Annotated in this window: 12 protein-coding genes; 9 read left to right on the top strand and 3 right to left on the bottom strand. The window is 47.6% G+C overall.

The genetic code is table 11. From position 1 onward, the window contains the following. Window positions 1–16 precede the first annotated feature (16 nt). Window positions 17–679, top strand: a complete 663-nt coding sequence (locus ACDE64_RS18420; protein ID WP_411343549.1) for a hypothetical protein — start codon at window positions 17–19, stop codon at window positions 677–679. Between the two features lie 192 nt (window positions 680–871). Here ACDE64_RS18420 and ACDE64_RS18415 read toward each other — a convergent pair whose 3' ends face one another. After that, complete coding sequence (locus ACDE64_RS18415) at window positions 872–1,471, bottom strand: phosphatidylglycerophosphatase A (protein ID WP_411350336.1); 600 nt, start codon at window positions 1,469–1,471, stop codon at window positions 872–874. 566 nt (window positions 1,472–2,037) lie between these two features. On the opposite strand from ACDE64_RS18415, the gene rph reads away from it, so the two are divergent. The 7 genes from rph to ACDE64_RS18380 all read left to right on the top strand — a co-directional run bounded on the left by rph (window position 2,038) and on the right by ACDE64_RS18380 (window position 9,186). Then, window positions 2,038–2,796 carry a ribonuclease PH gene (rph, locus tag ACDE64_RS18410; protein WP_411347800.1) on the top strand — a complete coding sequence of 253 codons (759 nt, stop codon included), beginning with the start codon at window positions 2,038–2,040 and terminating at the stop codon, window positions 2,794–2,796. Continuing rightward, complete coding sequence (locus ACDE64_RS18405; protein WP_411347799.1) at window positions 2,793–3,425, top strand: XTP/dITP diphosphatase; 633 nt, start codon at window positions 2,793–2,795, stop codon at window positions 3,423–3,425. Before rph ends, ACDE64_RS18405 begins: the two co-directional genes overlap by 4 nt. 268 nt (window positions 3,426–3,693) lie before the next feature. Next, complete coding sequence (locus ACDE64_RS18400; protein WP_411347798.1) at window positions 3,694–4,536, top strand: STM4015 family protein; 843 nt, start codon at window positions 3,694–3,696, stop codon at window positions 4,534–4,536. Beyond that, window positions 4,536–5,912 (top strand): STM4014 family protein, encoded by a 1,377-nt coding sequence (locus ACDE64_RS18395; RefSeq protein WP_411347797.1) that lies wholly within the window; start codon window positions 4,536–4,538, stop codon window positions 5,910–5,912. Before ACDE64_RS18400 ends, ACDE64_RS18395 begins: the two co-directional genes overlap by 1 nt. Before the next feature lie 56 nt (window positions 5,913–5,968). Continuing rightward, complete coding sequence (locus ACDE64_RS18390; RefSeq protein WP_411347796.1) at window positions 5,969–6,754, top strand: STM4013/SEN3800 family hydrolase; 786 nt, start codon at window positions 5,969–5,971, stop codon at window positions 6,752–6,754. Between the two features lie 27 nt (window positions 6,755–6,781). After that, entirely contained in the window at window positions 6,782–8,233 is a 1,452-nt protein-coding gene (locus ACDE64_RS18385) for an STM4012 family radical SAM protein (protein WP_411347795.1), read from the top strand. A gap of 77 nt (window positions 8,234–8,310) precedes the next feature. Then, window positions 8,311–9,186, top strand: coding sequence for an STM4011 family radical SAM protein (locus tag ACDE64_RS18380; RefSeq protein WP_411350335.1), 876 nt, complete (start codon window positions 8,311–8,313; stop codon window positions 9,184–9,186). A 226-nt stretch (window positions 9,187–9,412) separates the two neighbouring features. On the opposite strand, the gene ACDE64_RS18375 is transcribed toward ACDE64_RS18380, so the two are convergent. Together ACDE64_RS18375 and ACDE64_RS18370 are read right to left on the bottom strand one after the other, a co-directional pair. Continuing rightward, window positions 9,413–11,320 (bottom strand): DUF342 domain-containing protein, encoded by a 1,908-nt coding sequence (locus tag ACDE64_RS18375; protein ID WP_411347794.1) that lies wholly within the window; start codon window positions 11,318–11,320, stop codon window positions 9,413–9,415. A 725-nt stretch (window positions 11,321–12,045) separates the two neighbouring features. Next, complete coding sequence (locus tag ACDE64_RS18370) at window positions 12,046–12,393, bottom strand: aegerolysin family protein (RefSeq protein ID WP_411343542.1); 348 nt, start codon at window positions 12,391–12,393, stop codon at window positions 12,046–12,048. 328 nt (window positions 12,394–12,721) lie between these two features. Here ACDE64_RS18370 and psiE point away from each other — a divergent pair, with 328 nt between their 5' ends. Beyond that, window positions 12,722–13,135, top strand: coding sequence for a phosphate-starvation-inducible protein PsiE (gene psiE, locus ACDE64_RS18365; protein WP_411343541.1), 414 nt, complete (start codon window positions 12,722–12,724; stop codon window positions 13,133–13,135). Window positions 13,136–13,148: the final 13 nt, after the last annotated feature.

The raw sequence follows: 13,148 nt of genomic DNA, 5'->3' as shown, positions 1-13,148 counted from the left end.
TGAAAGGGGCCTCACCATGAACAATGCAGACAGCACATGGATCGATATTGCAGTACAGGGACTACGTTTGGTCGCTTATTTATCATTACTGGTCAGTGCCATGATCGGACTGTTTGGCAGTCTGGCTATTCTCGCCGAGCGTAAAGGGGCGAACTGGTATCGAATCCGTTCGGTTCTTGTATATCTGGGACTATCGTTCACTATTGTGCAAGGAATCGTCAGTGTGATTAATATCGCCGTCTATCAGGGCTGGTCCGCCGCGCTGATTCCGTTTACTACGTACGCTGGCAGGCTCAGTAACGGATTTGCTCTGATCGCTTTTTATACAACGCTTGCTTATATCGTACCGTCACTGCTAGCTTCACGCCGCAATGGCTCCCATTTGCCACCACGCTTTTTGTCGGCATTGTTGTTTCCGGTACTTGGACTACTGATGCTGTCCGGATTGTCTACTCGTAACTATGAAGGATTATTGTCCTTATTGCTTGTATATGTATTTACCGCTCTGTGCCTCGTCTGGCTCATTGTACTGCGCTCGCTTGCCAGCGATAGCGAAGCCGAGCATAAGGCACGCCAGCGCCGCAAATTCAACCTGCGCAGCCCGGATATCAAGCTGAGCAACCGCAAAGGCGATTCGCATGACCAGCACGAAGAAGAATCGCATACGATCATGCGCTAAGCGTATGTGCATGCTTTACAGTAAAAACGCCCGCTTCTTTGCACCCGATATGTACCGCTATGCTCACTTCTGGTGAACGCAGCTAGCATACAACGGCAAAGAAACTGGCGTTTTTTTGAACAAATTTCGAAGAAACAGAGATAGGATACGTGCCATCCGTTTTCCAAATAATCGTGATCGTCATCGCTTGCCTTATTTCGTTTCATCATCCTCTGGCAGTTCCATACTGCCTGTATCCTGATGCAGCTCCTGCTCCATTCGCCGTCCATGTGCAATCCGACTACTGGCTGCCGCCGCAATCGCGCCAACAATATCATCAAAAAACGTATGGATCGGTCCCAGACTTTTATCATTCAGCCGTCCGAGTACACCCGGCTTCAGCTTATCGATATACCCGTAATTCGTAAATCCGATGCTACCATATACATTCACAATCGCAAACGCCAAAATCTCGTCCACGCCATACAATCCTTCATCATTCTCAATCATCTCTTGAAGCGGCGAGATCAATTGCCGTTGCTCCGCCAGGATATCCAGCTGCACCCCGGTCAACAACGCATTCTGCACCTCACGCTTCATCAATACCTTCTTCACACTCTGCTCACATTCCTCAATCGTCAAATCCGGAAAATACCCCTGCTGCAAAAACAACACCAGCTCCCCAATCTCCCGAATACTCACCCCACGCTTCTCCAACCACTCCAACGTCGCCTGCCCCACATTCAAACTACTCAAACGATAAGGCACTTTCCCCGAAGAATTGCTATCCATCATCATCGCCTCTTTCCACATCAATTCCTACCTCTCCGTACCTATACCATATTTAAACCTCACATCCCCAACCAACCCACCAACTCCCCCATCAGTCACCAATCACGCCACCAAACCCCCGAACGTCAAAGCTATTAATCCCTAACCCACCCTACAAATACTTTCCAATACATCCTATCAGTACATTGCACCAATACATCCCACCAACAAAAGCCCCAAATTCACCGCACCAAACTCTTAAAAGATCTTATCTGCCCCCTCGACCACCATACTGGCGCAAGTTGCACAGAGCGGAGGGAAGGAAATAAGGGGAAAGGACGAGTTCTAGTGTTTGTGTTCTTCAAACACGGGGTTCAATGAAAAGTGATTTTTGCGAAAGCAAAATATCTTAACTGCTTTGGAGGGGCGGGAATCTTCATTTTCTACCTAATCCAAAGATTCCCGCGGCTCCACCGGAGGACGTCCCCTTATTCCTTCCCGCAGCGTTCCATGCACACTCTCCAGCACCCCCACACTTTATTAGAGTGCTTTTACCCCCCATGTTTGTTAAAATGGAAAAGCGAATAAGAAGCAGGAGGCATACAACGATGAGAATCAACGGACGGCAGCAAAATGAATTGCGCCCTTTGAAAATAACTCCCAATGTGAACAAATACGCGGAAGGTTCCGTGTATATCGAAGTCGGCGACACCAAAGTACTGTGTACCGCGTCGGTCGAAGAACGGGTTCCCCATTTTATGAAAGGACAGGGCAGAGGCTGGGTCACCGCAGAATATTCCATGCTGCCACGCGCTACGCAAACCCGCAATCAGCGTGAAGCTGCCAAAGGCAAGCTGGGCGGACGCACGATGGAAATTCAGCGCTTGATTGGTCGCGCGCTGCGCTCGATTGTTGATTTGCAGGCACTGGGCGAGCGCACGATTACAGTTGACTGTGACGTCATTCAGGCGGATGGCGGTACACGCACAACTTCCATCACCGGTTCGTTTGTCGCGCTGGCGATGGCAATCGACAAACTGGCGGTTCAGCACAAGCTGGCTCGTTTCCCGATCACTGATTATCTGGCTTCGGTCAGCGTAGGTGTAGTCGGCGATCGTGCCGTACTGGATTTGAACTATGAAGAAGATTCCAAAGCCAAAGTTGATATGAATATCGTCATGACGGGCAAAGGCGAATTCGTCGAGCTGCAAGGCACTGGCGAAGAGCGTCCGTTCACCCGCAAGGAACTGGATCAGATGCTAGAGCTTGGTGAGCAGGGCGTATTGACTATGATCGAAGCGCAAAAAGAAATTTTGGGGCCGATTGCATTGAAGATCAGTACCGGTCAGGCGGGCGCACAGGTATGAGTGTCCTTTCCGGCAAAATCGTCATTGTAGCAACCAAAAATAAAGGCAAGGTGAAGGAATTCGCGCATGCGTTTGCCACGCTCGGCTTTGAGGTACGCAGCATGTTCGATTATCCTGATTTGCCGGAGATTGTGGAAGACGGGACAACCTTTTCCCAAAATGCCTTCAAAAAAGCCAAAATCGTTGCCGATGCACTTGGCGTGCCTGTGCTGGCGGACGATTCCGGTCTGTGTGTGGATCGTCTGGATGGCGAACCGGGTGTCTACTCTGCCCGTTATGCGGGTGAGCAGGCAACCGATGCTGATAACAATGCCAAGCTGCTGAATGCACTGGAGCAATTACAACTGGGTGAAGATACCGAGCAACCATTACTCAGTCCTGCACGGTTTGTATGCAGCCTGGCACTGTATGATCCGTCCAGTCATCAGACATGGACAGCGGAAGGCACGGTAGAAGGTTGGATTACCACTACGCCGTCAGGCAATAGCGGCTTTGGATATGATCCGTTATTTTATCTGCCGACTGAGCAGAAGACGATGGCGGATCTGACAATAGAACAAAAGCAAAGCATCAGCCACCGCGGCGCCGCGCTGCGCAAGCTGATCGCTCAGCTACAACTGGAAGTGTAACTGGATACAAGAACTAGCACAGCCATGCGCGGGAAACCGTTTCAGGTCAAGCCGCCGTTCATTCCCTTTTCGTTGCAATTGATGCAGGTAGAGGTAGAAGAGTCGGACGGACATGACCGGAAGCATCATCACCGCAGCATGGCTTTTCTTTTCGAAATGAATATGTGGTGAAACTGTATCTTTTGATTTCGACAATTGCCGTATTGTAAAATTGGAAGTAGCACCATACTATGCCGGTCATCCGGTGTGACAGGAGGATGTACATACGATGGAAGTGAAGTTGAGTATTGATTTTGATGCACATGAGGACGGGAAGACACTGGCACCGCTAATTGAGGAACTAGCTGCCGACTCGGAGAAAAGCAATGCTCTGACCAGTCTGATCATCGGAGACTGGGGCGGTGCATACGAGCAGTCACCGGATGATTTCCTGCCAGTCTTAATACAAGCGAGCCGTTCATTTCCCAATCTGCGCAAGCTGTTCATTGGTGATATGAGCTTTGAGGAATGTGAGGTGTCTTGGATTAACCAGAGTAATCTGGGGCCGTTGCTATCCGCTTATCCACAATTAGAAACGTTTATCGTCAAAGGCAGTACCGATCTGGAGCTGAATCCGTTGGAGCATCACAATCTGAAAGAATTGAGCATTATTTGTGGCGGATTGCCAGCGAGTGTACTGCAAGCTGTGTATCATGGTACATTGCCGGAGCTGCGTAAGCTGGAATTGTATCTCGGTGTAGACGATTACGGATTTGACGGCGATCTGGAGCAGGATATTTTGCCGTTTCTGAATAATAATCCATTTCCGAAATTAGTATATCTTGGCTTGAAGGATAGTGAATTGCAGGATGAGATTGCCATTGCGGCAGCTAGTGCACCGGTGCTGTCTCAGCTGGAAGAACTGGATTTGTCCGAAGGCACGTTGTCTGACAAAGGAGCCGAAGCGCTGATCAACAGCGAGGGGATTCGTCAGCTTAAACATCTAAATCTGAACTACCATTATATGTCTGATGAGATGCTAAACCGCTGGCGCCGTACAGGTCTCAACGTTAGTACGGGTGAGCAGCAGGATCTAGGTGAGGAGTGGCGCTATCCGGCGTTGACGGAATAATGACAGCCACCTTATCTCGCACGACTAACCATATTTTATTTGGCAATCCGGGCAATAAACGAACCGCAGGCTGGCAGCAGGCCCTGTCTTATCATGGACGCGCCGCTGCGTTGGAAGTACCGTATGTCCGATTGCTGCACGCTATTCGTGCAGGCGAGTCGTTACCGGAAGTGATGGAAGGCATGAGCAACCGCCAGCAGGCTGTATTGGCAGATGAGCAGCAGCCGTTGTTGCTGCGTCTGGATGCACCGGGCGATGATTTTGCTGTGGAGCGTGGATTGATTGCGTTAGGAGCGGAAGATGCGGAAGGCTGGAATGATGATGATCTGGTGCCGCTGGATCAGCTGACCGAAGGGCATTGTATCCCTGCTGCACAGGCGAGAACATTGCCGCCACAGCATGGACGTATCTTTTATCCAGCGCAGTGGTTTCGCGGGTACTGTCGACTATTATCATGGTTGCAGCAGCAGGTGTCTTTGCATATGCCGCAAGCGCAATGGCTGAATGCACCAGCTGATGTAGCGCTTATGTTTGATAAAAGGGCGTGCTCGCATCATCTGGCGACTGCTGGAGTAGCCGTGCCGCCGATATTGTCCATGCAAGATCATGGAGCATTGCATAGTGAATGGCAATCTGGCGAATCTAATTATGAAACGTTACGTCAACAGCTGCATCATGCAGGTCAGAGTTTTCATATGCCGACCGATACGATCACGAGTATTACAGGCTATGAGCATCTGCATCAGAGTTTGAAGCAGCAATATGCTCGTCGTGTATTTGTGAAGCTGTTTTGCGGATCGGCAGCATCGGGCGTAATCGCATATCAGTATCAGCCACATACAGGTGCCGAGATTGCGATGACGACGATTGGGATGGAGCAGGTGAATGGCGAGACGATCTTTTACAATTCAGGGCGCTTGATTCGATATACGCAGCATGATGATATCCGGCGGATTGTAGATTGGCTGGCGGTGGAAGGTATACATGTGGAGCGCTGGGTTAGCAAAGATATGATCAACGGCAAGGCGTATGATGTACGTCAGCTCGTTTGTCGTGAAGGAGCTGGACATGCGGTAGCGCGTCTGAGTCGAACGCCAATCACAAACCTGCATTTGCGCAATGAGCGTATTGTGCTGGAAGATTGTCAATTGCCGCCGCAGACCGTAGACAGCATCTCGGCAGTGGCGATGCAGGCATTGTCATGCTTTGCAGGATCATTTTGCGCTGGCATGGATGTACTGGTGCCACAACATGGCGGTCGTCCGCTCATTATGGATGTGAATCCGTTTGGCGATCTGCTGTATCATATTCGTCACCGGGGCATGAGCCCGTATGAATGGGAGCTGGATTGTCTGCTACGGCAATTGGAACGTTAAGCAGACAGCAGGAGACGATAGCAACGATAGGCAATCAGGAAAGGAAACAGGCACGCATGCTAAATATGAATGATATTGTAGGCAGTCACGATATTGTGATGATTACGCTTGATACGCTTCGTTATGATGTCGCGGTACTAGAGCAGGACAACTGTCCCCATCTATGTGAAAGCGGCGGGTGGGAGAAGCGGCATACGCCGGGCAGCTTTACGTATGCGGCGCACCATGCGTTTTTTGGTGGATTTCTACCTACGCCTGCTAATACAGATAAGGCATCGCATGTCCGTTTATTTCATGGCAAGCATAGCGGGCTGCGTACTCATCCCAACACTTGGTTATTCGATGCACCGGATATCGTAAGCGGATTGGCGCAGGAAGGATACCGTACGATCTGCATCGGCGGCGTGATTTTTTTTACGAAAAAGAACAAGTTGTCCCGCGTTCTGCCGGGGTATTTTCAACAGAGCTACTGGCGTATGAACTTTGGGGTGACCAATCCTAATTCTACTGCCAATCAGGTGGATCATGCGCTGAAATTACTGGATGGCATATCAGAGCAGGACAAGCTGTTTCTATTCATGAATGTTTCGGCGATTCATGGACCGAATCACTATTATATTCCCAATAACCGTAGTGATTCGGTAGAGAGTCAGCGGGCGGCATTGCGTTATGTAGATGGGGAATTGGGACGATTGTTTGCTTCCTTACGTGAGCGGGAGCGTCCAGTGCTGTGTCTCGTCTTTTCCGATCATGGAACGGCGTATGGTGAAGATGGGTATGAAGGACATCGGCTGGCGCATGAAGTAGTCTGGAATGTACCGTATCGTGAATTTTTTCTGTAAAATCGTAAACCGGAGGAGTGTGATCTCATGATGCAGAAGCAAATGAACCCGCCGCTGCGCGCGCTGGCACCTCACGAATGGACATCTGAATTGCGGGAGTGGGAACAGCAGCTATCGGCTGCACCGTATCGTTCCTATCTGTATTCTTATCCGCATAAGACGGCGTATCGTGAATTGAATCCGCCCTATCCGCTACAGCAGCTGTGGGAACAGGAACAACTGGACAGTTACTTTCTATATATGCATATTCCGTTTTGCGGAGCACGCTGCGGATTTTGCAATTTATTTACGTTGCCTGACAAAAGGCTGGATGTACATAAGCAGTATGTGGATGCGCTAGAACGACAGGCGATGCAGTGGGCGCCGATTATGGCGGGCAGTCCCTTTTCACGATTTGCGATTGGTGGAGGGACACCGACATTGCTGGAACCGGAGCAATTGAATCGATTGTTTGTGATTGCGCAGGATATTATGGGGCTAGATGTACAGACGTCCTCGATCTCGGTGGAAACGTCGCCGGAAACGGTAACCGAAGAACGTATGGAGATTTTGAAACATTGGGGCGTGGATCGGGTTAGTATGGGTATTCAGAGCTTTATCGAGCAGGAGAGCAAGGCGATCTATCGTCCGCAAAATCCTGATCTGGCGCGGCAAGCACTCGTTATGCTCAATCAGTATGATTTTCCACTGCTTAATGTCGATCTGATCTACGGTCTGCCGGGTCAAACGATAGATTCATGGCTATATTCGCTCGAACAAGCGCTAGAATTTGAACCGGGTGAGATTTTTCTATATCCGTTATATGTGCGTGAGAATACGATCCTCAAGCCGGGTCATACCGGATTGGAGCATGATATTCGGATGGAGCTGTATGAGGCGGCAAGGGAGAAATTGGAGCAGGCAGGATATATACAGTATTCGATGCGCCGCTTTGCCCGTCCGTTTCATTCGACGAAGACATTGTTGCCGTACAGCTGTCAGGAGGAAGGCATGGTCGGCATGGGCTGCGGGGCGCGCTCGTATACGCGCAATGTGCATTATGCTTCGCATTATGGCGTCACGACAGCAGCAACGCGCAGCATTATCGCTGACTATGTTGCCGCTGAGCGATACGACACTGCCGATTACGGCTTTGTACTCAATGAGCAGGAACGTCGCCGTCGCTTTGTATTAAAAGCATTGCTGCATCGCGAAGGCTTGCAGCAGCTGGATTATTATGAGCGCTTTGGCAGTTGGTTGCTTGATGATCTTCCCGATCTGAAACAACTGATCTGGACGGGGCTTGCGGAGTGGATACCGACCGTTGTACCGACCAACGCTTTGGTATTGGCAACACAGGCTGAGCCTGTTCGATCAATCTCGGAGCATCCTACTACGCTGCGTCTGACGCCGCGCGGTATGGCACTGTCGGACAGCATTGGCGATTGGCTGATCTCGCCGGATGTGTATGCTTTGATGGAAGGATACGAGGGCGTATGAGCGACAAGCCATTATTCCTATCATCAGCTTCCGCTCCCTCTTCGGCTGCTTCCTATCGACCTGCCATCGCTTCAGGCATGCAAGCTTCGGTATATTATCGCGGCAGCCTGTCATCTTGTAATTACGCTTGCCCTTACTGCCCGTTTAGTAAACGAGTGGACAGCCGCGAAACGCTAGCGCGTGATCGTCAGCAATTGGACAAGTTCGTAAACTGGGTGCGTCAGCAGGAGAGTCGGGGACACCGTTTGTCGATCTTCTTTAATCCATATGGCGAAGGGTTGGTGCACAGCTGGTATCGACAGGCGATGGTGAAACTGTCTCAGCTACCGCATGTGGATAAGATTGCGATTCAGACGAATCTGTCAGTCAAGCTGGATTGGACATCGGCATTGCAGCGTGACAAAGCTGCATTTTGGGCGACCTATCATCCGGGTGAGACGACGGAAGATCGATTTTTTGAACAGTGTATGACGCTGTATGAACAGGGCATTGCCTTTAGCGCTGGTACAGTCGGCTTACGCGAATCATTTGCAGCGATTGCTTCTCTGCGCCGACGTTTACCTGATGATGTGTATGTATGGATCAATGCGTTCAAAGATCGCCCCAACTACTATCGTCCCGGCGAAGTGGAGTATTTGCAGCAGATTGATCCGTATTTTGCATATAATCTCAATGATTATGACAGTCTCGGACAATCCTGTCTGGCGGGCGAGCAGGTCTTTTATGTGCAGGGCAATGGAATCGTGAAGCGCTGCTATCAGGACAAGCGCGTGATCGGTAGCATTTACCGTCATGAACTGGAGCAAATGGCAGAGAAACGACCATGTGGGATGAGCCAGTGTGGATGTTATATCGGCTATGTTCATATGCCAGAGCAACCGTTCCATCAATTGTACGGAAACGGTCTGCTGGAGCGAATTCCGCAAGCGTATCGAGCTGTGCCGCAGTTGTAAGAAATGTAATGTAACACGATCATATAGCACATAGAATACTGTAACGATCCATAACCGCAGCCGAAGGTAAAACGACAATACTAATGAAAAAGCAGGCAATTGTTGATGACCAACAACTGCCTGCTTTTTTGTATAGGTAGTTTGAAATACTGCCTAATTATTAATATTACTATCTAGGACAGTCTGGACTGTCTAATCGTATAACTTTAGATTAACGTTCGTTTGATTAACGTCCATTCATCATTGCTCGTCCATTCGGTATATTTTGCATAGCTGTTCCCGCCGCATGGAATATCGGACGACTCTGCATATACTCCTCATCAAACAACTGATCCTCAACCGGTTCCAATACGTGATGCCGATAATCGCCGATCATAATATAGCCGTTATACAACTTCTTGACATATACATGCTTCTTCGCCTGCAAAATACAACCCGCATTCGCATCACTACCGACCATTCCTGCAATAATCCGATCTTCCGCATGTAACCGGGAACCACGACAAATGGATTGCTCCTTCATAAAAGCGATACTGCCTGCTGAGTACAATTCGCTCTGCATAACGCCTTCATGCGTAATCACAATATCACCGTTCGACTTGATCTCACTTGATTGACAGCGGTACAGCTCGATATTGACTTCAATCTCCTGCATACAAGATACGCTAGCATACAGACGATCCAGCAGCCCACGAATCAATACGATCTGCTGCTCATCAACCTGTTCCAGAATTGCACCGGAATGTAGAAAATAATGCAGATGATGTTTGAGCTGCTCCGATTCACGGCTATCCACATGCTGAATACTGGCAAATACCTGCAATAATTCTTTGCATAGCTCAGGAATCGTTTTGAATTTACGTTCGATGAGCAGCATAATCATCTGGCTATAACGTACGGTCTGCTGACGTGCAGCGACTTCTTCCGCTAGCGTATGCGCCGCCAGATCAAGCTGACGAATCTCATGACTGAGCTGCTTGGACGCTGCATACATCCGGTTGAACATCACGCCAAAATAACCAGAATAGATGCGCCCGCCAATAATCGTTCCTTCAATCGAAATACTGCCGGTTGCCGTAATAGTGGAGTTGTACACATTACCATGCACATATACATTGCCAAGCGATTCAATGATCATATGATCGGTCACATTTCCATTTACAATCACATCCCCGGCGAACACGATATTCCCTGTTCGCAGATCAACATCACCATCTACGACAAAAGCATTGGAAATATCGATCACCTGCCGATTGCCTTTACCCGTCATCCGCGGACGACCGGGGCGCAGCGCTACAATCTGTCCATGATCATTCATTTCAGCAAATTCTCCTGCTACCACTTCCAGATCCTGTGCCGGACGCGGTAGCAGTTCATTGCCGAATACATCGTAGCCCGGCATTCCCTGTATCGGTTCATGCTTGGCAGCGACAATCTCGCCCTCATGTACCGATGGAATCCGGCGATGACTACGATAATCGACAATCCCGCCCGCTTCGTGGAAGATCGTCTCAATCTTTTCCGGGAAAAACAATTCCAGCCGCGCATCGGTGCCGGGAATCGAGGCTTGCCCGCGCGCGATTACGATCGGCTGATGAGTGGGTGCTTCCAATTCATCCAGAATGGCAACTTTATCGATATGTTTACGAATGCCGTGGTGTTCCAGCGCATTCGTAATATGCTTGAATTGTACAGTGTCGACGATGCGCGTTTGGTCTGGCATCGCACGCACGATCATCTGGTTCGCTGCGGGCGTATCAACCAGCGTCCATTCAAACCGTTCGCGGGTATGCAGCGTCAAGTACGCTTCCATCTGATCTGGTGATACACTGATTTCGAACATCGGTGTATGTTGAAGTTCCCAATTGACTACATCTTCTTCGCTCACATGAGCAGTACCAGAAATGATATTCTCATTTACAATGAGCGTAACGGGTAGAACAGCACGGATCGATGCCATTTTGCCACCTGCTTTTGGTGAAAAGACATGAATCCGGTTATCCTTAACTTTGATCCAACCATTGTTACTATCGCCAGCAAGTCCGTCTTCCCGGGTGTTCAGGGATACGGAGGTATCGTTGTCAGCTGATTGAATGATGCGTCCCAATTCCTCGTCAGAGATGGGTCTAGACATTCTGTATCCCCTCCCGTTGATATGCACATAAATAGTTCCTATATTTTACTGTAGGGAATCTTGAATGGAAATGGTTCAGAAAACCTGTATCTTGTATGCATGGCAACGGTGTGTACGCTTCCAAAACGAGTAAGATGAAGTAGTGCGTATATTGTGTATGTAATTTAATGAATAAGCACACTGATATTATAATACACATTTTCCCAATTTAAACTCATTTTTGAATAAAAAGTCCCTTTTTTTAAAATGTTTTTTATCTATTTGGCATCGAAGGTAGAAGAAAGATAGTATAAAATGCTGATCATAGGACTATTGGACGAAGAGGGCGATGTTTTTTTACCATATTTTTTTACCATAATAATTTGAACATAGTCTGAGAAGTCAGCATAGTTGGTTATTCTATTTTTCTCGTTTTCCATTTCATCCATTACGAAAAACACGAATACAAAAATGACATAAAACACGAAAAAATGGATCGTACACAAAAAAGCAGTTCCTTTATAGATTCTATACAAAATAGATCCTATGCAAAACATAAATCCTATATAAAAAATAGACCCTACGCCAAAAAGCATCTCCGTAAATTAAGTGGAGACGCTTTTTGGCGTACATCATTATGTTCATTTGTATGTTCCTTCAGTCAGATCTTCCAACTGGATACATGACATTTACAATATAACTTCGATTATTTCGCGGCTTATCCATGAAGGTCGTAATCAGAGCACTCAGGCATTGCTAACCAGATAAGTCACATTACAAACATTACCGCTGCCGCCAATCACCTGAATGTTGTATGCAGGTGAACTGCTCTGTGCCGAGAATCCGTCTGAACCAACAAATGGATCATCAAAATATAACGTGATTTCTCCTTGCGGAAGCTTGTAATAAATCGTTCCTTCCACACCTGTAGAAAAGCCGTCCGAATCCGCCTCGAAATTCACGGGCTTGGCATTGTTAGGAACATTGGTCGGTGAAACCGCCCATTCTCCATGATCCAGCACCGTTTTGTCTTCAAGTACAAGCTCACTGTCAGTTACATTAATTACGGAAATATGCACTTCGCGTTGCGCCATCGGTAAATCACTCCTTCGTTTTATAATGACTTACCAGCTTAGTCTAATATGGATTACACATTAAGTATATATAATAAAATAAAACCATTAATTACAATATATGTATTTTATATTATTGTCGTTACATGATCTTGCCGCAATACATATGCCATTTATATTTGCTGTTAGGATGGACGATATAATGTACACAGAAGCACAATAATAAAAGCGATCTGAATGTAAAAAAATGATGGCATTGCAGCGAATTTCAGTAACTTGTATACTTTATTCATTCTTATTTTTTCAAAAAGTCAAAACACTATATCTGTGAAAACGGGAGGCATTATAAATGGATCGATGGATGCGCTATGTGTACAAAATTCCCGCCATTTTACAGGCTGTACTCAATGTAACGCTGGGGCTGGTTGCTTTTACACTTTGTTTTTTCCTATTTAAAGAAGCTTGGCATATCTTTAGTTTTATCTTTCTGGATGATCAGGCAGCAACATCGTATGAATTTACCGCTACACTGCTCGTCTTTTTCCTGTACTTTGAGTTTATTGCCTTGATCATCAAATATTTCAAAAGCGGATTTCATTTTCCGCTGCGTTACTTCATCTATATTGGCATCACGGCGATCATCCGTTTGATTATCGTCGATTATGATAATGCGATGAATACGATGCTCTGGTCGATTGCTATTTTAGTATTACTCGGAGCTTTATTTTTATCCAATTCGCGCCCTATTCGTCATGACAATTAATTACAAACAGGCG

Source organism: Paenibacillus sp. WLX2291 (assembly GCF_046603665.1).
Taxonomy (GTDB): Bacteria; Bacillota; Bacilli; order Paenibacillales; family Paenibacillaceae; genus Saccharibacillus.
Note: the sequence above shows the minus strand (reverse complement) of the source record. Positions and strands in the feature narration are given on the sequence as shown.

What these genes read in the sequence shown, in the direction of transcription:
- ACDE64_RS18420 (WP_411343549.1), top strand. Translation starts at nt 17, where the DNA reads ATGAACAATGCAGACAGCACATGGATCGATATTGCAGTACAGGGACTA.
- ACDE64_RS18415 (WP_411350336.1), bottom strand. Translation starts at nt 1,471, where the DNA reads ATGTGGAAAGAGGCGATGATGATGGATAGCAATTCTTCGGGGAAAGTG.
- rph (WP_411347800.1), top strand. Translation starts at nt 2,038, where the DNA reads ATGAGAATCAACGGACGGCAGCAAAATGAATTGCGCCCTTTGAAAATA.
- ACDE64_RS18405 (WP_411347799.1), top strand. Translation starts at nt 2,793, where the DNA reads ATGAGTGTCCTTTCCGGCAAAATCGTCATTGTAGCAACCAAAAATAAA.
- ACDE64_RS18400 (WP_411347798.1), top strand. Translation starts at nt 3,694, where the DNA reads ATGGAAGTGAAGTTGAGTATTGATTTTGATGCACATGAGGACGGGAAG.
- ACDE64_RS18395 (WP_411347797.1), top strand. Translation starts at nt 4,536, where the DNA reads ATGACAGCCACCTTATCTCGCACGACTAACCATATTTTATTTGGCAAT.
- ACDE64_RS18390 (WP_411347796.1), top strand. Translation starts at nt 5,969, where the DNA reads ATGCTAAATATGAATGATATTGTAGGCAGTCACGATATTGTGATGATT.
- ACDE64_RS18385 (WP_411347795.1), top strand. Translation starts at nt 6,782, where the DNA reads ATGATGCAGAAGCAAATGAACCCGCCGCTGCGCGCGCTGGCACCTCAC.
- ACDE64_RS18380 (WP_411350335.1), top strand. Translation starts at nt 8,311, where the DNA reads ATGCAAGCTTCGGTATATTATCGCGGCAGCCTGTCATCTTGTAATTAC.
- ACDE64_RS18375 (WP_411347794.1), bottom strand. Translation starts at nt 11,320, where the DNA reads ATGTCTAGACCCATCTCTGACGAGGAATTGGGACGCATCATTCAATCA.
- ACDE64_RS18370 (WP_411343542.1), bottom strand. Translation starts at nt 12,393, where the DNA reads ATGGCGCAACGCGAAGTGCATATTTCCGTAATTAATGTAACTGACAGT.
- psiE (WP_411343541.1), top strand. Translation starts at nt 12,722, where the DNA reads ATGGATCGATGGATGCGCTATGTGTACAAAATTCCCGCCATTTTACAG.